The 20,241-nt window shown below is 70.4% G+C and carries 15 protein-coding genes; 10 read left to right on the top strand and 5 right to left on the bottom strand.

What is annotated here, in order from left to right:
* Positions 1-210, bottom strand: a 210-nt coding sequence (locus OGL89_RS12520) for a hypothetical protein (RefSeq protein WP_263120484.1), incomplete at its 3' end; no start/stop codon positions are given.
* A gap of 171 nt (positions 211-381) precedes the next feature.
* Between OGL89_RS12520 and OGL89_RS12525 the strand changes: the two genes are divergently transcribed.
* Together OGL89_RS12525 and OGL89_RS12530 are read left to right on the top strand one after the other, a co-directional pair.
* Positions 382-918, top strand: coding sequence for a YbhB/YbcL family Raf kinase inhibitor-like protein (locus tag OGL89_RS12525; protein ID WP_263120485.1), 537 nt, complete (start codon positions 382-384; stop codon positions 916-918).
* A gap of 109 nt (positions 919-1,027) precedes the next feature.
* Positions 1,028-1,594, top strand: a complete 567-nt coding sequence (locus tag OGL89_RS12530; RefSeq protein WP_263120486.1) for a YbaK/EbsC family protein — start codon at positions 1,028-1,030, stop codon at positions 1,592-1,594.
* On the opposite strand, the gene OGL89_RS12535 is transcribed toward OGL89_RS12530, so the two are convergent.
* Positions 1,587-2,378, bottom strand: a complete 792-nt coding sequence (locus OGL89_RS12535; RefSeq protein WP_263120487.1) for a TetR/AcrR family transcriptional regulator — start codon at positions 2,376-2,378, stop codon at positions 1,587-1,589. The genes OGL89_RS12530 and OGL89_RS12535 overlap by 8 nt on opposite strands.
* A gap of 90 nt (positions 2,379-2,468) precedes the next feature.
* Between OGL89_RS12535 and OGL89_RS12540 the strand changes: the two genes are divergently transcribed.
* Together OGL89_RS12540 and OGL89_RS12545 are read left to right on the top strand one after the other, a co-directional pair.
* Positions 2,469-3,401, top strand: a complete 933-nt coding sequence (locus OGL89_RS12540; protein ID WP_263120488.1) for an NAD-dependent epimerase/dehydratase family protein — start codon at positions 2,469-2,471, stop codon at positions 3,399-3,401.
* Between the two features lie 36 nt (positions 3,402-3,437).
* Positions 3,438-4,856, top strand: coding sequence for an NAD(P)/FAD-dependent oxidoreductase (locus tag OGL89_RS12545; RefSeq protein ID WP_263120489.1), 1,419 nt, complete (start codon positions 3,438-3,440; stop codon positions 4,854-4,856).
* Here the strand turns inward: OGL89_RS12545 and OGL89_RS12550 are convergent.
* Genes OGL89_RS12550 through OGL89_RS12560 form a run of 3 tightly spaced genes read right to left on the bottom strand, consistent with a single transcriptional unit; the run spans position 4,843 to position 11,104 of the window.
* Positions 4,843-6,873 carry a serine/threonine-protein kinase gene (locus OGL89_RS12550; protein ID WP_346770709.1) on the bottom strand — a complete coding sequence of 677 codons (2,031 nt, stop codon included), beginning with the start codon at positions 6,871-6,873 and terminating at the stop codon, positions 4,843-4,845. The two genes, OGL89_RS12545 and OGL89_RS12550, sit on opposite strands and share 14 nt — an antisense overlap.
* Entirely contained in the window at positions 6,870-8,117 is a 1,248-nt protein-coding gene (locus OGL89_RS12555) for a hypothetical protein (protein ID WP_263120490.1), read from the bottom strand. Before OGL89_RS12555 ends, OGL89_RS12550 begins: the two co-directional genes overlap by 4 nt.
* A gap of 2 nt (positions 8,118-8,119) precedes the next feature.
* The gene (locus OGL89_RS12560; protein WP_263120491.1) at positions 8,120-11,104 is read right to left on the bottom strand and encodes a hypothetical protein; all 2,985 of its coding nucleotides are present in this window, start codon (positions 11,102-11,104) and stop codon (positions 8,120-8,122) included.
* 417 nt (positions 11,105-11,521) lie between these two features.
* On the opposite strand from OGL89_RS12560, the gene OGL89_RS12565 reads away from it, so the two are divergent.
* From OGL89_RS12565 to OGL89_RS12590, 6 genes are all read left to right on the top strand, one after another.
* Positions 11,522-11,818 (top strand): WXG100 family type VII secretion target, encoded by a 297-nt coding sequence (locus tag OGL89_RS12565; protein ID WP_263120492.1) that lies wholly within the window; start codon positions 11,522-11,524, stop codon positions 11,816-11,818.
* Between the two features lie 89 nt (positions 11,819-11,907).
* Positions 11,908-16,302: an FtsK/SpoIIIE domain-containing protein gene (locus OGL89_RS12570; RefSeq protein WP_263120493.1), complete on the top strand. Its 4,395-nt coding sequence runs from the start codon at positions 11,908-11,910 to the stop codon at positions 16,300-16,302.
* An 8-nt stretch (positions 16,303-16,310) separates the two neighbouring features.
* Positions 16,311-16,574, top strand: coding sequence for a hypothetical protein (locus OGL89_RS12575; protein WP_263120494.1), 264 nt, complete (start codon positions 16,311-16,313; stop codon positions 16,572-16,574).
* A 2-nt stretch (positions 16,575-16,576) separates the two neighbouring features.
* Positions 16,577-18,688 carry a hypothetical protein gene (locus tag OGL89_RS12580; RefSeq protein ID WP_263120495.1) on the top strand — a complete coding sequence of 704 codons (2,112 nt, stop codon included), beginning with the start codon at positions 16,577-16,579 and terminating at the stop codon, positions 18,686-18,688.
* Positions 18,685-19,431 carry a hypothetical protein gene (locus OGL89_RS12585; protein WP_263120496.1) on the top strand — a complete coding sequence of 249 codons (747 nt, stop codon included), beginning with the start codon at positions 18,685-18,687 and terminating at the stop codon, positions 19,429-19,431. The genes OGL89_RS12580 and OGL89_RS12585 overlap by 4 nt, the downstream gene beginning before the upstream one ends.
* 33 nt (positions 19,432-19,464) lie before the next feature.
* Positions 19,465-20,217, top strand: a complete 753-nt coding sequence (locus OGL89_RS12590; protein ID WP_263120497.1) for a hypothetical protein — start codon at positions 19,465-19,467, stop codon at positions 20,215-20,217.
* Positions 20,218-20,241: the final 24 nt, after the last annotated feature.

Below are 20,241 nucleotides of genomic sequence, written 5' to 3' on the forward strand. Positions count from 1 at the left end.
GGTGGGATCCGGCGCAGGGCGGGCAGCACCGTCATCGCCCGCGATCGCGACCGCCGATCCGCTGTCACCCGCGCGTGCCAGGCTCTGCTCCGGCCGGGACTGCTGCCGAGCGGGCACCGTGATCTGCCGGGCACCGGTCCGCAGTTCCGCGGAGGCCAGTGCGGCACGGGCGAGGGCGATCCGTTCCGCCCGATCCGTGGTCGCCGTCATCCCGCACCTCCTCCCGGCCGTCGCTATTCGAACATGTGTTCGATTCTGCCAGTAGACGCTGACACGGCCGGGGTGTCAATCCGGCTTCGAGGCGGTGGGCGACCCCTCCGGTCGAGCCGTTCGACCCCGCGCGGCATGATGACCAGGACGACCGACGACCCGAGGAGCACCATGCCGTTCTCACTCGCCCGCCCGGAGGCACCGGAGCCCTACTCCCTGCTGCCGGAGGTGCCCGGATTTGACCTGAGCAGCACCGACGCCAGCCAGCACGTCGCGCTGGACGCCCGGTTCACCGGGGACGGCGACGACCTGTCCCCCGCGCTGGAGTGGTCCGGGTTCCCGGAGAGCACCCGGTCCTTCCTGGTGAGCTGCTTCGACCCGGACGCACCGACCCCGGCCGGCTTCTGGCACTGGACCGTGCTGGACGTCCCGGTCACCACCGTGTCGCTCGCCCGGGGTGCGGGCCACCCCGACGGCGCGCTCCTGCCGCCCGGCGCACGTCAGCTGCGCAACGACGGCGGCACCGTCGGCTACCTGGGCGCCGCGCCGCCGCCGGGCGACCGCCCGCACCGCTACGTCTTCGCGGTGCACGCGCTGGACGTGGAGCAGCTCGACCTCGGCCCGGACACCACGCCGACCGCGGCGGCCTTCACCGCCCTGTTCCACACCGTGGCCCGCGCGACGCTCACCCCCACCTACGCGCACTGACCGGGGACCACGGCCCGCCCGGCCGTCCACAGCCGGGCGGGCCGCCCCGTGGTCCCCAGATCCCGGACGGAACGGCGACACCGGCACGCACGCCGATTAGCCTGCCGCCATGTCTCTCGGAACGCTGACCTGGTCCCCCGCCGTCGATCACCTCGACCTGCTCGCCGCCCCCACCGCCGCCGCGGTCACCGCCTGGGCCGCCACCGATCCCGAGGTCGCGACCGGACTCGTGGTCACCGCGATCGACCCGGAGCTCGCCGACACCGCCGCCCTGACCGAGGCCTACGACCTGCCGCTGTCGGGCTCCGGCAACTGCGTGCTGGTGGCCGGACGCCGGGAGGGGCAGGAGCGGATCGCCGCGGCCGTCGTGCGCGCCACCACCCGGGCCGACGTCAACAACGCGGTCAAGCGGCTGCTGGACGTGCGCAAGGCGTCGTTCCTGCCGATGGAGCGCGCGGTTGCCGGCTCCGGGATGGAGTACGGCGGCATCACCCCGGTCGGGCTCCCGGCGGACTACCGGGTCCTGATCGACTCGCGGGTGGTCGCGCCGAACCCGGAGGCCGAGGACCTGGTGATCATCGGCTCCGGCCTGCGCCGGTCCAAGCTGGCCCTGCCGGGCGCGCTGCTGGCCCGGCTGCCCGGGGCGGAGGTGATCGAGGGGCTCGCCCTCAGCTGACGCCGGCCCGCTCCGCGGTGCGACGTGCGACCGCATCCAGGTGTTCGGCACGCGCGTCGATCACCCGGCGGTAGTGCCCGAACAGCTCGAAGCCCACGGCCCCGATGAGCTCGGTCCACGCGTCCACCACCGCGAGCGCCCGGTCCGCGGGCATCCCGTCCAGCACCAGGTCCGGGCGGGCGACCTGGAGGAAGTGGAGCAGACGCCGGACGTCGTCGACCAGTCCGTCCGTGGTCAGCTGCGCAGTGTCGGCGGCGAAGGCGGCCGCGAGCTCGGCTCGGCGCGCCGTGGCGTCGATCGAGGCTCCGACCGGGATCTCCCCGCGCTCCGCGACCCAGGCCTCGCAGACGATCGCGGCCAACAGCAGCGGCACCCGGGACGCGGGTTCCGCCGTCTCCTCCGGCGCGACGTACCCGGGCACCGGAGACCCGTAGATCAGCGCGTACTCGTGCGGCCGCTCCCGCCCCCAGGCGCGCACCGCCCGGAACACCGCTCGCCACCGACCGGTCAGGTCGTCGCGAGCCACCGCGGCCTCCGCGGCCGCGACCGCATCGGCCAACCCCTGGTAGGCATCCACGATCAACGCGGTCAGCAGCGCATCCCGGCTGGGGAAGTACCGGTAGACGGCCGACGGCGCCATCCCGAGCTGCCGGGTCACCGCCCGGACCGACAGCCCCGACGCACCGACCTCGGCCAGCTGCTCCCGGGCCACGTCGGCGATCCGCCGCACCAGCTCGCGGCGGGCACGCGCCCGCACGCCTTCAGGTCGTCCCTGCTGCTCCACGGGATCAGCCTCCCATCTCCTTGCGCCGCGTCCGAAAAACGTGAACACTGTTCACAACAGAGAACACTGTTCACCCTTTGAGGAGTCAGCATGGCACACCGCCTCGTCGTCGGCGCCGGACCGATCGGCAGCGCACTCGTGCGTCGCCTGGTCGCCGCCGGGGACACCGTCACCGTCGTCACCCGGTCCGGTCGCGGACCGGACCTTCCCGGCGTCACCCGGGTCGCGGCGAACGCCGCCGACCCCGCACGCCTGACCGAGCTCGCCACCGGCGCCGCCACCGTCTTCAACTGCGCGAACCCGGGCGACTACACCCGGTGGGAAGCCGAGTGGCCCCCGCTCGCCGCCGCCCTGCTCACCGCCGCCGAGCGCAGCGGAGCCGTCCTGGTCACCCTGGGCAACCTCTACGGCTACGGCCCGGTGGACGTCCCGATCAGCCGGGACCTGCCCCTGGCCGCCACCGGTCACAAGGGCCGGCTCCGCAACCGGATGTGGCAGGACGCCCTGGCCGCCCACCGTGCGGGGCGGGTCCGGGCCACCGAGGTGCGCGCCGCCGACTACATCGGGCCGGAGGTCACCGCGGCCGGGGCCATGCTGCGCCGCTACGCCGACGTGACCCTGCGCGGCCGGGCCGCCTGGGTGTTCGGCGATCCCGACGTGCCGCACACCTTCAGCGACAGCGAGGACGTGGCCCGGCTGCTCGCCCTCGTCGCGGACGACGAGCGCGCCTGGGGCGAGCCCTGGCACGTCCCCGCCGCCGGGCCACGCAGCATGCGACAGGCGCTCACCGACCTGGGCGCGGCGATCGGTGCGCCCGCGCCACGGCTGCGGCGGGTCCCGACGGCGGCGATCACGCTGTCGGCGCCGGTGGTGCCGATCATGCGGGAGCTGCAAGAGGTGCTGTGGCAGTTCCAGCGGCCGTTCGTGCTGGACGCCGCGGCGACCACCGAGGCGTTCGGGGTGACCGGGTCACCGTGGGAGGAGACCGTAGTGCGGACGGCGCAGGGGTGGCGGCCGCGCTGACCTGCGCGGCGCCGCACGTCCGCCTACCGTCGCCCCATGACCCTGGACGCCGTGGTGGTGGGTTCCGGACCCAACGGACTCGCGGCCGCCGTCACCCTGGCCCGGGCGGGGCTGGAGGTGGTGGTGCTGGAGGAGCAGCCCACCCCGGGCGGCGGCGCCCGCACGGTCGACCTGGGTCTGGCGGAGGGCATCCGGCACGACCTGTGCTCAGCGGTGCATCCGATGGCGTGGGCGTCGCCGTTCTTCCGCGCGATCGACCTGCTCGGCCGGGTGGAGCTGCTGACCCCGGAGGCGTCCTTCGCGCATCCGTTGGACGGCGCGCGGGCCGTGGTGGCCTGGCACGACCGGGACCGCACGGCGCACGATCTCGGGCCGGCGGGCGGGGCATGGTGGCGACGGGTGATCGAGCCGATCGGTCCCGGCGTCGCCGATCTGCTCCTCGACTCCCCCGGCCGGGTCACGGACGCACGAGCGGTGTCCGCCGTGCTCCGCGCCAGTGCCGCCCTGACCTTCCGGCCACCGGCCGACGCCCGGACCGCCGCCCTCCTCGCGGGGGTGTCCGCGCACGCCATCACCCCGCTACGACGGCCGACCGCGACCGGCACCGCGGTCCTGCTGACCGCGCTCGCGCACCACGGCAGGGGCTGGCCGGTCCCCCGCGGCGGATCCGGCTCGGTCGTCGACGCGCTGGTCGCCGACCTGACCGCACACGACGGACGCATCGTCACCGACCACCCGGTGCGTGGGCCGGCGGATCTGCCATCGGCGCGGGCCACGCTGTTCGCCACCGCCCCCGAGACGGTCGCCCGAGCGGTGCCGGGCGCACTGCCGACCCGGCTCGGCTCCCACCCCTACGGCCCCGGTGCCGCCGCCAAGGTCGATCTGGTGGTGCGCGGAGCGATCCCCTGGGCCGACCCGCGCGCGGGGCAGGCCGTCACCGTCCACCTCGGCGGCGGCCGAGGGCAGATCGACGCCGCGGAACGGGAGGTCGCCGCCGGTCGTCACGCCGAGCAGCCCTACGTGCTGCTCGCCGATCCCGCGGTCGCCGATCCTGGTCGCGCCCGGGGTCAGCTGCGCCCGATCTGGGCGTACGCCCATGTCCCGTTCGGGTCGCCGCGGGACCCGGTGCCGATGGTGCTCGCCCAGATCGAGCGCTTCGCCCCCGGGTTCCGGGACACGGTCGTCGCCGCGCACGGCATCCCCGCCGCGCGGATGTCCGCCCACGACCGCTCGTTGGTCGGGGGCGACATCTCCGGCGGCACGCTGACGCTGCGCCGCCTGCTGGCCGGTCCGTTGCCCGGCCACGCTCCCTACCGGACCGGAGTCGACGGGGTGTACCTGTGCTCGGCCTCCGAGCCGCCCGGGCCGGGAGTGCACGGCATGGCCGGGTACCGGGCGGCACGACGGGCGTTGCGTGAGCGGTGGGGACTGCCCGATCCGCTCAGCGCATCCTGATCCCGAACGCCGACTCCCCGGAGTCCAGCGCTCCCACCGTCACCCGCAGCCCGCAGCTGGACTCGGGCTGCTCGGCCAGCACCCGGACACCGATCACCTGCGCGGCGTTGCAGGCCGACACGGTCACGCCGTCCAGTCCCTCGCCACCGGTGAGCCCGGTCAGCAGGTCGACCTCCATCCCGTCCGTGGTGTCCTGGGTGAACAGCTCGGTCCCGTCGTCCGCACCGCCCGACGACCAGGTCGCGACCACCCGGTACGGCACCGCGGTCGACGATCCGGACAGGGTGACATCGGTCGGTTCCACCCGGATGCCGCCGACGCGTTGCAACGGGAACGAGGTCCCGGTGACCGCCGACAGCCCCGCGTCGGTGGCCTCCCGCACGCTGGTCAACCAGTCACCGAAGTCGCTCGGCACGGAGCCGTCCTCATCCACCAGGTCCAGTTCTGCGACCAGGTCGATCGTCACCGACTGCCCACCCGCGACGAGGACGTCCTCCACCCGGTAGGCGCAGTCGAGGTCCAGGCCGTCGACGGAGGCCCGCACCCGGGTGACCACGCCGTCCTGCTCGGTCACCGGCGCGCACTCGCCGCCCGACAGGCCGGGGGTCACGAGCAGCAGGTCGCCCCGCAGCGGCGCGTGGGGGGCGGCGGACACCGTCAGGGTGAGCGTGGTGGAGCCCGCGGCGTCGTCGTACGCGGCGTCCAGGTCCATCCGCAGCCCGGTCGCCAGGTTGGTGCCGTTCACGTGTGCCGGCGTGGTGGTGATCTCCACCTCCGCCTCGGTGCTGGTGGACTCGAAGACTCCGGCCTGCAACAGCCCGACGCCCGCCCCGGCCACCGCCAGGGTGGACCCGACCCCGATCAGCAGCTTCGCGCGGCGGGACATACCGACCGGTCCCGAGCGACGTGGCACCACCCGGGTGTCCGGCCGCGTCGCCGCCTTCATCATGGTGGCGCCGAAGTCGTCGGGCGGGTCGGCCTCGGCCGTCGCCGGCACGGGACGCCCGAGGGGCTTCATCGGCCGCAACGAGGTCGCGTCCATCCCGCTCGATTCCTCGGTATCGGACGGGAGGCTCGACGCTGCCCCACCCAGTGCCAGCTCGACCACGGCCTTCGACGGCAGCACCACCGCGCTGTCCACCCAGCCGTCCGGCGTCGGCTGCGGCGCGAGCGGCTCCACCCGCAGAGCGGACGCCGGCAACCGGCGCAGCAGAGCAGCAGCCGAGGCCGCGGACGAGCGCCGGCCCGGGTCCTTCGCGAGCATCAGATCGAGGATGCGCCAGAGCGCGTCGTCGATCCGCAACCGGGGCGGCGCCGCGTTCACCTGGCGCATCGCCACTGTGACGTTGGTGCCCGGACCGGCGAACGGGGTGCGCCCGCTCAGCATCTCGTACAGCACGACACCGACGGCGTAGACATCCGATGCGGGCCCGAACTTGCCGTAGGACACCAGCTCCGGCGGCATGTAGTTCGGCGTGCCGATCAGTTCGGTCGCCGGTGCGCCCTCGTCCGACATGATCCCGGCGATGCCGAAGTCGGCCAACCGCACGTCCTCTGGCGTGGGATCATCCGCGCTGGCCAGCAGGATGTTGTCCGGCTTCACGTCGCGGTGGATCACCCCCTGCCGGTGCGCCCTCTCCAACGCGTCCAGCACCGAGGCCGCCAGCGGGACCGCGAGCGCGGCGGACAGCGGGCCTCGCCGAGCGAGCAGCGTGGCGACGCTCGGACCCGCGATCAGGTCCATCACGATGGCGAGGTCCTGCCCCTCGACGACGAAGTCGTGCACCGTGACGATGTGCGGGTGGTCGAGGCCGAGCAGCACGGACCGCTCGTTCATGAACCGGGTCAGGATCTCCGGGTCCGAGCCGTGCTGTGGCCACAGCAGCTTCGCCGCCACTGAGTGCCCGGTCTGACGGTCGGTCGCCCGCCACACCTCGCCGGAAGCCCCTTGACCGATCCGCTCAACCAGGATGTATCGACTGCCGAGGGCGCGCCCGGAGGCGCCCACATCAGTCACGAAGAGTCCCCGACGAACCAGAACACCGATGCGGCCGCGGCGCCGTCCGGGGCGAGCGGGCGCACCCCCGGGTCCGACGTCGAGGCGTGCAGCACCACCACGTCCTCGTCGGACAGTGCCTGCGACCGCCCGAAGTCCAGCACCGGTCCGACCAAGCCGTTCTCGTGGTCGAGCACCAGTCCGGACAATGCCGTGCGAACCTCGGCCGGATCGGTGGACCCGGCTGCCTCCGCCGCTCGGGTCAGCGCGACCGTCGCGTCATGGCTCGCCACATCCGCACGGGGAACGCCGACAGCGCAGACGTCGTCGGAGTAGATGTTCTCGCAGCTGAGGTCACCCGCAGCCAACCGCAGCGCGGAGAAGAACACCGCCGCTTGTCCGCCCTGCTCCGACTCCGCCGCGGCGACGTGATCGCCGGACTCGGTGCCCACGCTGTACATCCAGCCGGCCGTTGTCCCGTTCCTGCTCACGATGTCGCCGAACATCGGGGTCAGCGCCTCCGGGGTGAGCACGATGGGCAGCTGACGGGAGCCCAGGCCGCCCTGCAACGCGACCACCATCGCAGCCTGCTGCGCGGCTGGACCGTCGATGACCACCGAGTCGATCTCGCGGGACTCCAGGGCCATGACGATCTCCCCTGCCGTCGCCGAGACGTCGGCGAGGGTTCCGGTCCGAGCCGCGTCCAGATCCAGGGTCCGGCCCTCCGCGACGACGACGTAGGGACGTTCCGCCTCCGCCTCGGCCAGCGCGGACTCCACCTGTCCCACCACTGCCTGCGCGCTGGGCGCCAACGACCACACGCCATCGCCGTCCCAGGTCGAGTAGGGCAGCAGCACCGCGGTCTCGGCGCCGTCTGCAACGGACAGCGCCTGCGTGAGGTGGTCCCCCTGGGTGGCCATCACGACGCCGACCACACCGGAGTCCAGCAACGAGGACATCGCCGTCTCGGCCCCGTCGGTGGTGCCGTCGTCCAATGCCACCGCGTACTCGATCTCAGCGCCACCCAGCTCGAAGCGGTACCCGGCGACCCGCACGCCCTCGACCATCGACCGGAACGCGGATCCCGTGCCCTCGACCGGTGGGACGAGCACCCCGATCCTGATCGGACCGTCCGGCATCGGATCGACCACCAGTTCCGGCCGCAACGCCTCCGCCGCCGGCGGTGGTTGCTCGTTCGCGCATCCGGTCAGAGTGCTCAGCACCATGAGTGCGACCACGGCGCCGCCGGCGGTTCTTCCCCGCACGATCAGTCCTCCCCACGCAGCTGGTACACCACGACCGTCGTCAGATCGCCATCCACCTGGGCCAACGGCCGGTATGTCGCCAGCCGGGCCTCGGCTGCCTCGAACTGGGCAGCCCGCAGATCGATGTCCCGTCGTTCTGCTGAACGGACGTTGCCGTAGGCCGTGGTCGACGTTCCGACCGAGTCGAGCACGGCGCCGGTCTCACCGACCTGCGTGGTGATGCCGTGCAACTTGCCGAGCATGCCGCCCCGGCTGGTCGGATCCGGCGAACCGAGGTTCGCCAACAGATTCGTGAACGCCTCGTCGAGCGTGGCGGCGACCGCCCGCGACTGCGCCGCGGACCGTCCCATCGAGTCGCTGAGCCGCTGCACCACCTGGCTGGCGGTCAGGTCGTACGACGCGAGGACCGCGGCCAGCTCCGCCGACATGCGGTCCCGCGACGCGTCGATCAACGCCAACGAGCTCGCCGTCGCCGCGTCCTTCTGCTCGATGAGAGTCGTCGTCAGCGTCTCGGACATCAGGTCGATCTGCCGCTCCGCCCGGTCGAGCGCACTCTGCGTCCGCTCGGCGGTCACAGCGAGCTGGACGGTGGTGCTCTGCGAGGTGCCGTCGATCTGCGCGTCCAACGCGGTCAGTCGGTCACCGAGGACGTGCTGGACGCAGACCAGTCGGTTGCTCGACCACACCACACCCTGTCCTGCCGCCTCCGGCCGTTCGGTGAGACCGGGCTGCTGCTCGGTGCACCCGCTCGGGTCGGTGATCGGCTGCACGGTGTCATCGGGCCAGATGCCGTTGATCACCGTGACCAGGCCGGACAGCTCCCGGTCCAGTTCACCCATCATGCCGTCGGTGATCAGCGTGGACAGGGACTGGACCCGGGCGCCGATGTCCACCAGCGCACCGGAGTCCCCGGCCGGGCTCGACAGCGCGTTCAGCGCGCCGCTCAGATCTCCGCTCTCCGAGGTCAGGGCTTCGACATCCCCGAGGGCGTCGTCCAGGTTCGCGAAACTGCTCGCCACGGCGGCCAGGGTCGTGGTGGCCTCCTGAGCATCCGCACCCATGTCCGCGATCGCCGCGACGGTCTGCGCGTACCCCGCCACCATCTCCTGACTGGCGACCGCGAGGTCGCCCGCGGGGCACCCTCCGCCCGTCAACTGCTCCAAGGCGGCGGCGATGTCCGCCGCGGACGAGGACACGCTCAGTCCGTCCGCCCACGTCTGCGGGCAGGTGGTGCCCATGCTGCCGACCAGAGCGGTTAGGGCGTCGGCGTAGTCCGATCCGATGAACCACTCGCCGACAGAGTCCGTGTCGTCGTTCGCCGACGTGATCGCGGACAGGCTTCCGGCGATGTCACCCAGCACCGCCTCGTGCAGGTCGTCCCGGGATGCGCGCAGCGCGGACACCGCGGACCGGGCTGCGTCGGCCTGCACCCGGGCCGCGTCGGTGAGCTCCCTCGCCCGGGTGACCGTGGTGGCGGTCTCCTGCGCCCAGGTCGCGAGCTCCGAGGACAGCTCAGACGAGTTCGCCTCGGCCGCGACCAGCCGATCGCGCAGGGCGCTCAGCGTCGTCGCCAATCCGTGCTCACCGCTGAGCGCCGAGGTCAGCCCGGAGACCCCGAGCTGATCGAAGGACTCCCGGACCCGCGTGCTCATGGTGGCGAGCTCGTCCAGGTCGCTCGTCAATGTGTCGCGGGCGACTGCCAGTGTGCAGGCCACCGTGCGTCGGTCGGTCGGTGTCGCGGTGCACTGCCGCATCGCGGCCGGGTCGTCCAACGCGGACGGGTCACCGATCGTGCTGCGCACCATCTCGTGCAGCGCGGCCCGGCAGGTGTCCGCCGGGGCGTCCCGACCCGTAGCGAACAGGTCAGTGATCGCCTGCAGCTGGGCATCGGCGACGTACACGGTGGCCGCGACCGTCCGATCCTCTCCCTCGGCCAGAGTGGGCATCGTGACCGAGCATCCGGCCACAGCAGTCGGGGTCAGCTTCGGTGCGATGCTGGTGTTTCCGAGGACGTCGTCCATCGATCGGGACAACGCCGAGACACCGGAACGGGTCTGCGTCCCGACCTGCTCGATGCCGCTCACCGTGCTGTCCAGGATCGATTCCAGGTCGCTCACGGTCGAGTCCAGGTGGCTCAGCACGACCTGTGCGCTCGACTCCAGCTCTCCGTACGTTCGTTCGCCGAGTTGCGAGACGTCCTGCTCCAGGGTCTCGTGCACCTCGTCCACGAACTGCAGCGCCTCGGTCAGTCGCGCGGTGACGTTCTGGACCAGGCTGATCGTCGAGCCTTCCAACTGCGCGGAGTAGCCGTCCGCACCGAAGACGCGGTCCACCAGCGCCGACACCGACGGATCGGTCACCAGACCCGGCTGCACCGTGAGGTCGAAGTCCGGGACCCGGAAGTCCTGGCTGTCGATCACCAGCGTGAAATCGGCCGTCGGCGACAGCATCGGCGGGGCGAGGAACGCCGCCCACTGCACCGAGCGGCCCGTGTCGGTGGTCTCGGCGAGCACACCGTTGGTGACCCGGGAGTCGTCGGCGCCGTCGGTGGCCTGCACCACCCGGTCGCCGGAACTCACGGTCGCACTCGCCACCACGGTCAGGGGCACCCCGACCAGCGCCTGCTGCCGGTAGTGCGCGCCGGTGGTCTCGACACTCAGCTCGGTGGCCTCAGCGGTGAGGTCCTGCACACTCACCTGCACCACGAACCGCCCGGACTTCCCAGCCAGCTCCGACAGGTCGGTGCCCGACCCGCCGTCGTGCCACCAGGAGGTCTGGACCCGGACCGGCAGGTCGGCGATCGCCACCGACGGGTCCAGATCCACCACCGTCTCGGTGACGTGGTCGCCCTGGTCCTTGGTCACGCTGGCGGTGCGGACCGTGTGGACGGTGGTGTCCGCGCTCATGCCGACCTGGATCGTCTGCAGACCGTACTGCTCGTCGGCGGCCGCAGGACGCGTCAGGAACATCGTGGTGGAAATCGCCAAAATCGCCATGATCGCCACGCCGACCACGGTTCGGCGACGCCCCCATCGCGCATCAGTGAACGCACGAATCCCTGACACATGACCCCCCAGAAAACGACGGACTGCACTCTGGCCCAGATGGCCCGACGACGCAACAGACCGATCGCCAGATCGTAGCTTCTCCGCAGGTCATAGCGGATCTCAGATCGAGATCACACCCTGAGTAATGGGCCCCTAGAAAGCGGCTCCAACTACCTAGACCGGTCCGGACTGCACCTACGGAGAGCGGGCGAGATCCTTACATTGGCCGCACTCGCCACGGATTAGCACCCAAAGACCGGTGTTGACATCTCTTTCGCCCGCATCGGCGACCCGGAGCGCATAAGTTGTCCCGCCTGGGCAGTCCCGCCCGCTTCGTCACCACACAGGGGAACCTTCATGGCCAACTTGAACGTCAGCTACGACGAGATCGACAACGCCGCGACCCAGCTGACCTCCGGTCAGACCCAGCTCGAGGACCAGCTGCAGCAGCTGCAGACCTACATCCAGAACCTGGTGTCCTCGGGCTTCGTCACCGACCAGGCCTCGGGGGCGTTCACCGAGACCTACGAGCAGTTCACCGGCTCCGCCCGGAGCACCGTGGCGAACCTCGCCACGCTCGCCCAGAACCTGCGGACCACCGCCCAGGTGCTGCGTGACACCGATCAGCAGATCGCAGCCCAGCTGCGCGGCTGATCGCAGCCTGCGCAGCACGACCGCCCCCTCGGACACACCGAGGGGGCGGTCGTGCTGGTCCGAGCACGTCCAGATCTCCTCGAGGAATCATGCGCACGCGAGTCGTCCTCCGCCGTCCGAACGCGTCGGCGACCCCTGTCACCATCACGACCGACGCCACCGCCACCGCCGGAGATCTGGCCGACGCGTTGGTGCGCGCCGACCCGGACTCGGCGGTGCCCGGCGCGCCGGAGCTGCGGATCCATCGCACCGACGACGTGGACTTCCGTCGGATCCGCCGCGCGACCGGCCTGACGGAGGCCGGATTCCGGGCCGGGTCGACCATCGTGGTTTCCGCACGTGACACCTCCGAGGGGACCTCGGGATCGGTCGCCGTCGTGCGCCTGGTCGTCGTCGGCGGCCCGGACTCCGGACGTGAGGTCGAGCTGGGAGCCGGTGTCGCGACCATCGGGCGCGGACCGGACTGCGACCTGAGGCTCACTGACACCCAGGTCTCGCGTCTGCACGCACGTCTGTTGGTGGGCGACCAGATCGAGATCATCGACGCCGGATCAGCGAACGGCGTCCTGATCGGGGACGGCCCGGTCACCCGTGGCGTGGTCCGACCCGACGACCTGATCGTGCTGGGCAACACCCAGCTCCAGGTCCTGGTCATCGACCCGGACGCCACCCACCACACGGTCGGTGCCACCGGAGCCGTGCTGGCGTTCAACCGGTCGCCGCGACTGGTCGAGCGCTACCCGGAGCGGACCGTCCCCGCGCCCGAGGTGCCCGCCCCACCGCAGCCGACACGGTTCCCCGCACTGGCGCTGATCGCCCCCGTGCTGATGGGCGCGGTGATGTTCACCGTCACCCGCAACCCGATGTCGCTGATGTTCGTCGTCCTCAGCCCGATGATGATGATCGGCAACTGGTGGACCGGCCGCAGCACCGGACGCAGGAAACTCGCCGCCGAGACCATCGCCTTCACCGAGGGGCTCGAGCTGCTCCGACAGCAGATCTCGACCGACCACGCGATCGAGCGGGAGGCTCGCCTCGCCGAGACCCCGGCCACTCGCGAGACGGTCGGTGCCGCGCTCGGCCTGGCCCCGGTGCTGTGGTCCGCGCGACCGCAGGAAACCGGATTCCTGTCGATCCGACTCGGCAACGGGACCGCCCCGTCACGCACCACCATCGCCCCTCCCCCGCGCGGGCAGGCCGACGCCGGGCTCTGGGCCGAGCTCCAGGAGGCGTTGATCGAACTCGCCGACGTCCCGGACGTCCCGCACGTCGCCGAGCTCGCCGACCTGGGGGTCCTGGGCATCGCCGGCGATCTGTCCGCCGCCGAGCCGGTCGCCCGGGCACTACTCGCCCAGATCGCGTGCCTGCACTCCCCCGCCGAGGTCGTGATCGCCGGAGTCGCCTCGCTGACCAGCGCCGCACGCTGGGAGTGGCTGGCCTGGCTCCCGCACGTGGACTCCCCGCACTCGCCGTTGTCGGCACATTTGGCCACGAGCCCCGCCGCCTGCGCCACCGTCGTCACCCAGGTCGAGGAGCTGATCGCCGAGCGACTCGGCGCCGGCGGATCGCGACCCGGGCCCGGCCTGCCGTGGGTGGTCCTGCTCGTCGAGGACGACGCGCCCGCGGAGCGCGGCCGGCTCGTGCGGATCGCCGAGGAGGGTCTGTCCGCCGGTGTCATCGTGATCTGGCGTGCCGACTCGCAACGACGACTGCCGGCGGCCTGCCGCGCCGTCCTCCTCGCCGACGACAAGGGCGCCCGCACCGGCCGGACCGCGGACGGCATCTGGTACGACATCGTGCCCGAGCGGCTCGACCCCGATGCCGCGATGACCCTGGCCCGTCATCTGTCGGGTGTCACGGATGTCGGCGCGCTCACGCTCGACGAGTCCGACCTCCCTCGCGCGGTCGGCTACCTGTCGGTCGCAGGGACCGAGATCGCCAGCGATCCCGGCGCCGTCATCGAGCAGTGGAACGAGACCGGCTCCATCCTCCAGCGCACCGGCGACCCGGTCCGTCGCACCTCGGATGCCCATCTGCGTGGGATTGTCGGTCAGGGGACTGACGGCGAGTTCGTCCTCGATCTGCGCTCCCAGGGACCACACGCGCTGGTCGGTGGGACCACCGGTTCCGGCAAGTCCGAGTTCCTGCAGGCCTGGGTGATGGGCATGGCCGCCGCCCACTCCCCCGACCGCGTCACCTTCTTGTTCGTCGACTACAAGGGCGGCGCCGCCTTCGCCGACTGCGTCAAGCTCCCACACTGCGTCGGGCTGGTCACCGACCTCGCCGGACACCTGGTCCGTCGCGCCCTGACCTCACTACGCGCCGAACTGCGCTACCGCGAACACCTCCTCGCCCAGGCCCAGGCCAAAGACCTCCTCGCCCTCGAACGCACCGGCGACCCGCGCACCCCACCCGCCCTGATCATCGTGGTCGACGAGTTCGCGGCCCTGGTCCAGGAGATCCCCGAGTTCGTCGACGGCGTCGTCGACGTCGCCCAACGAGGACGCTCCCTCGGCCTGCACCTCGTGCTCGCGACCCAACGCCCCGCCGGCGTCATCAAGGACAACCTGCGCGCCAACACCAACCTGCGGATCGCGCTGCGCATGGCCGACGAATCCGACTCCAGCGACGTCCTCGGCACCCCCATGGCCGCGCACTTCGACCCCCGCATCCCCGGACGCGGCGCCGTCCGCACCGGTCCCGGACGCCTGGCCATGTTCCAGACCGGCTACGTCGGTGGACACTCCACCAACACCCCACCCCCCGTCACCATCGGCATCGAGTCCCTGACCTTCGGCCCCGGCGAGGAATGGACCGTACCGCCACCGCCCCAAGCGTCGATCCCCCGCGCCGCGGACGGACCCACCGACGCCGCACGCGTGGTCGAGACACTGTGCGCCGCCGCCGACCGAGCGGGCATTCCCGTCCCGCGACGCCCCTGGCTCGACGAGATGCCCGGGGTCCTCGCGCTGGACCTGGACTCAGGACACACCGACGGCGACCTGCCCCTCGGCATGATCGACGTCCCGGCGGACCAGGCCCAGGTCACCTTCCGCTACCGGCCCGACGGGGAGGGCACCTTCGCGGTCTACGGCAACTCCGGGTCCGGCAAGAGCACCCTTCTGCGCACGCTCGCGGTGTCCGCCGCCACCGCCCAGGGGCACGTGCGGATCTACGGACTCGACTGCGCCGGGGGCGCGCTGGCGATGCTCGAGACGCTGCCCCAGGTCGGGTCCGTCGTTGCGGGCTCGGACACCGAACGCGTCACGCGGCTGATCGGCGACATGGTCGCGCTACTGGACAGCCGGGCAACGCTGTTCTCGTCCGCCAATGCCTCGACGATCACCACCTACCGAGCGCTGACCGGGATCGACGAACCGCGGATCTTCCTGTTGCTCGACGGACTCGGGGCGTTCCGCGAAGCACTGGAGAACGACCCCTTCACCGCCCGAGTGGTCGGCAACCTGTCCCGATTGATCGCCGAGGGCCGCCCCCTGGGCATCCACGTCATCCTCGCCGCCGAACGCCCCAACGCCATGACCTCGGCCATGTCCGCCTCCGTGGCCACCCGCCTGATCATGCGCCAGAGCGACGAGAACTCCTACACCGGACTCGCCGTTGCCAAAGACGCATTGGGAGCCGACCCTCTGCCCGGACGCGCCATCATGTCCGCCACCAGCGAGGAAATCCAGATCGCCGTACCCGACGGTATCGGCGACACCGCCGGACAGGCCTTGGTCGTCGAGCGGATCGCGAACGAGCTGCTGAGCAACGGGGTGCGGCCTGCCCCTGCGGTGCGCCGCCTGGCATCGTTGATTCCGGCCGCTGCGATGCCCGACCAGGTCAATGGGCACCCGGTGCTCGGGATCGCGAGCACCACCCTGGAGCCGATGGGCTTCGAACGTCGTGGGGTCATGGTGATCGCAGGAATGCCCGGAACCGGGCGCACCACAACCGTCCTGAGCCTGGCCCACGCCCTGCGCCGCCACGCTCCCGGTGCGCCGCTCTACTACATCGGTGGCCGCCGTAGTCCCGCCTATCAGGACGACGTGTGGACCACCGCGGCCCGCCGCTCGGAACAGATCCGCGCGCTGCTCGACCGTCTCACACCGCAGGTGGAGACACCGGTCGAAGACGACGGACAACCCCTCACCCTGGTCATCGAGAGTGTGGCCGACCTCGCCGGGGGTGAGTTCGAGAGCACTCTCGCCAGCGCAGTACGAGCGGCCAAACGCCACGGCCATCTGGTCATCGCCGAATCCGAGACACCGACCTGGTCGACCATGTCCGGCACGCTCAACGAACTGCGCGCACCACGCCGCGGAATCGTGCTCCAACCCGCCCAAGACGACGGGGCAGCGGTCCTGCGGGTGGGCTTCCCGCGCCTGAACACCGCCGACTTCCCGCCCGGACGCGGGATGTACACAGCGAGTGGAACCGTCACCACGATCCAGATCCCTTATCCCTTCACCAGTCCGGAATGAGGACCACCATGACCACACTGAGATTCGGCGACTCCGCGGTACGCAGCATCGGTACGACTCTACGAACCCTTTCACGGGCCATCGACGGCACCATGCAATGGAACAGCACCTGCGACCTCGGCGACGAGCCCCTGAACGATCTGCTCGCCACGATCCGCCAGACCAGCAACAACGGCGTGCTCGGAGTCCAGACCGCCGTGTTCGCCCTCGGAGGCGCTGCGCTCGATGCAGCCGACGCGTGGACCGAAGCCGACCGACGGCAGGTGGGCTGAACATGTCGCAATGGGACGAGGACACCCCCTCGCTCGGTGATGCCGAAGCAGTCGGCTCCGCCACCGGCATCCTCGACGACATCGCCCAGCGCCTGACGCAGCTCAAGGACCTGCTCACCGGCCAGACCAACCAGGTGTCGGATTCCATCTGGCAGGGTGAATCCGGCTGCGCGTTCCGCGACCGGGCGATTTCTGTCAGCTCCGATCTCGGACTCTTCACCCAATGGTTGGGCAACATCGCCACCGCAATGAGCGTCTACGGCACCGAACTCGCCTCGATGCAGACCGTGGAAAAGATGATCCAGACCCAACTCGCCAGCGCGCACCAGGCAGCGGCCACCGCGTTGAGGAACTCGGTCACCGCATCCACCCCTGCGCAGCGCGTCTCCGCGACCACCACACAGGAGCGCGAACGCGGCAAGATCAACGCCTGCGAGACCCAGCTCGCGGAACTCGCCGACCGACGCCGCACCATCAACAGCCTGCTCAGAGCCGACATGTCGACCGGACCCGGCGTCGCCTTCATCAGTATCGGTGCCGTGATGGTGCGTGCCGGTCACACACCCGGACAGCCGTTGACCTCGGGGCAGGTGAGCGAGGCACTGACCGCGCTCAGCGAGGACATCCTGGACCGCGACGCCGATGCCACCACCCTGGCAGGCATGGCCGAGCTCCTGCGCTACGCCTGCCTCGACCCGGATCTCGCCGACGACTTCATCCGGCAGATCGGCGGCAAGGACCTGACGAACATCCTGTACGAACTCGACGTCCTCAACGAGTCCACGAGCCTGCACGACTCGATCGTGCAGGTCCAGTCCCGGCTGCGGACCACGTTCTCGGTCGCCTCCGCCACCTGGGACCGAGACCGAGCCGACTCGTTCAACACCGCTCTGATGCAAGGAACCAACGCGCCGCTGGCCGTCGCCTACCTCTACTACGACACCGGTCGCGCCCCGATGAGCCAGACGATGAGCCGATCCCTGGCCGATCTCATCCACACCAAGGAGATCCAGGACGGCACACCCTGGGTGTGGAACGGCGGGATGACCGCGATGGGCGAACAGATGCCCGAGTTCATCACCAGGTTCAACGGCGAACACCTGGTCGTGGCGGACCCCGCCTTCAGCGCCCTCGTCCAGATCGCCAACGACCCCGCCGCCGCACTGGACTGGCTCACCACCACCGACAACCTCGACTTCTGGTACGACCAACGCGACTGGGCCCACGCCTCCGGCGCCACCGCACCCGCCATCCTCTGGGCATCCATTCAACACACCCCAGGCGCACTCCTCGCTGAACAAAGCGACCCGGACCTGGTCAAAAAACTCGCCGAAGCGAACGCCGCCATCATCAACCACTGGGTCGAGACCGTGCTCAAGGGCGAGCAACGGCTCACCGAGACCGGGCTCGAGGCATTGGCCGGCGTGGTCAACGCACAGATGCCGTACTGGATCGAAACCGGAGTCTGGGACGGTAATTCGGTCGCAGAAGGCGCGAAATACGATCCCCGTGTCGTGATTGACTGGTTGGGCCTGTCTGGTGCGACCTGCTCGATCTCCGATGCATCCCTTATCGATCTCCTGCGGTTGATCACGAGTTCTGACACCGCTGCCCAACAAGTGATCGGTGGCTCAGAGCACCTCGCGAAGATCATGATGGGCGCGGCGAGCGGGCACACCGAAGTCGCCAGCTACGAGACAGCAGTCAGCAAGATCGCCGCGCTCTACGGCGTGATCGACGGGACGGAGATCGCCCACGACCTGTCCGCCGCACAGCTCAAGGACGCGGTCGCCCAGGGCTGGATCGACACCGGGTCGTTCGCCGTCGGGTTCCTGCCCGGCGGTCTACCCAAAGACGCCCTCGTCGCCGGTGCAGAAGCGCTCGCTTCCGATGCGTGGGCCGACAACTACAGCACCCGGGTCGGTGAACTGCTGGCTGGCACCAACCCCGAAGACGAGGCCCTCACCGCGGCACGCACCGAACTCCTCACCGACATGGCCACGGAGCACATCCCGGCCGATGTCCTCGCCCAAAAGGGCGACGGAGCCGCCGGGATCGCAGACGCCGGAATCGGCCGCTATCAACTCGACCGCTTCCAAGGAGCCCTGTCATGACCCGCACCCGCCACCTCGGCATCCCCCTCGCCGTGACCACAGCCCTGTCGCTCACTGGATGTGCCGGCCCGGTCACCTGGCCGGCCCAAGACCTCGAGGGACTACCCGTCCCCTCGATCATCTGGCCCGAAGGCACCCCCGACCTCGACGACGAACGCATCGCCACCGTCATCAACGCCGAGGTCACCATCGCCGCGGCCAACAACGCCCACGACTACTCCAGCCCCGCCCTACGCACCTACGCCACGGAGGACTACATCGCCAGATACGCCGAACTATCCCAAGGAACTGCCATAGACCCTGAGAGCCCCTACTCCGACGTCCCCTACTACTACGTCGCCGGTCCCGCACCGGCGAAGATCGAAGCCGTGCGCGACACCGACACCGGCGCCGAAGTCGACGCCTGCGTCTCCGGATGGTCCTACCCCTGGATGGCGAACGAGACCGGCCTCGACCCGGTCGCCGAACTCGGCGAACACAAAACCGGCGTCCGACACACTTACGAACTCCTGCGCAGCACCGACGGCACCCTAGTCGTCGCAGACTCCTACGGAGTAGGCGAATGCAGCACCAACAACATTAAATACGGCACTTTCGACCCGCAACCCGAATACGGGAGTATTGTCTACGCCGAAGAATTCACCCAACCCGACGGCACCGTCGGACTGCCGCCATTGAAATACCCGTATTGCTGCCAACAAACGCCCGCCCCGACCGACAGTCCCACCCACACAAACAACTGACGTCACCAGGGATCGCTACCCCGGAGCAATGTCATGACCCGCCCAGGATCTCGCACCCTGACCGCCATCGCACTCGCCCTCGCTCTCAGCACCGCCATCAGCGGCTGCGCGAGCCCGGTCACCTGGCCCGCCCGAGACATCGAGGGACTGCACATCCCCGCCGTCGTGTGGCCCGAGGGCACCCCGAACCTCGACGACGAACGCGTCGCTGCTCTCATCAACACCGCGACCACCATTTCCGCAGCCAACAACGCCCACGACTTCTCCAGCCCCGCCCTACGCGACCACGCCACCGAAGAATACATCACCGACTATGCAAAAGAGTCGATTGGGACAGCGATCTTTCGGGACTCGTCCGACTCCGGCTACTACTATGAAGCCGGACCCGTACCGATGATCATCCAGGAAGTCCGCGACACCGACACCGGCGCCGAAATCGACGTGTGCTCCGACTTCGGCCACTGGCTATCCAACGAGCAAGACTACGACCCAGCCGCCGAACTCGGCGAACACAACAAGTATGGCGTCGAGCGGACCTACATCCTCACTCGCCGGACCGACGGGACCTTCCTCGTCTCCGACCGGATCGGACCAATGTACTCCGAATGCAGTACAAACAATGTCAAATACGGACTGTTCGATCCCCAACCCGACTACGGCAACGTCGTCTCCGACGACGAGTTCATCCAACCCGACGGCAGCAACGGACGCCCCCTCTCCGAATACCCCACCTACCTCCAACCGACACCGACCCCGACCGACGACGCCACCCACGCGGACAACTGAAGTTCCCCCGTACGACGGGTCACC

The organism is Cellulomonas sp. RIT-PI-Y, assembly GCF_025642745.1.
In the GTDB taxonomy this organism is placed as follows: domain Bacteria; phylum Actinomycetota; class Actinomycetes; order Actinomycetales; family Cellulomonadaceae; genus Cellulomonas.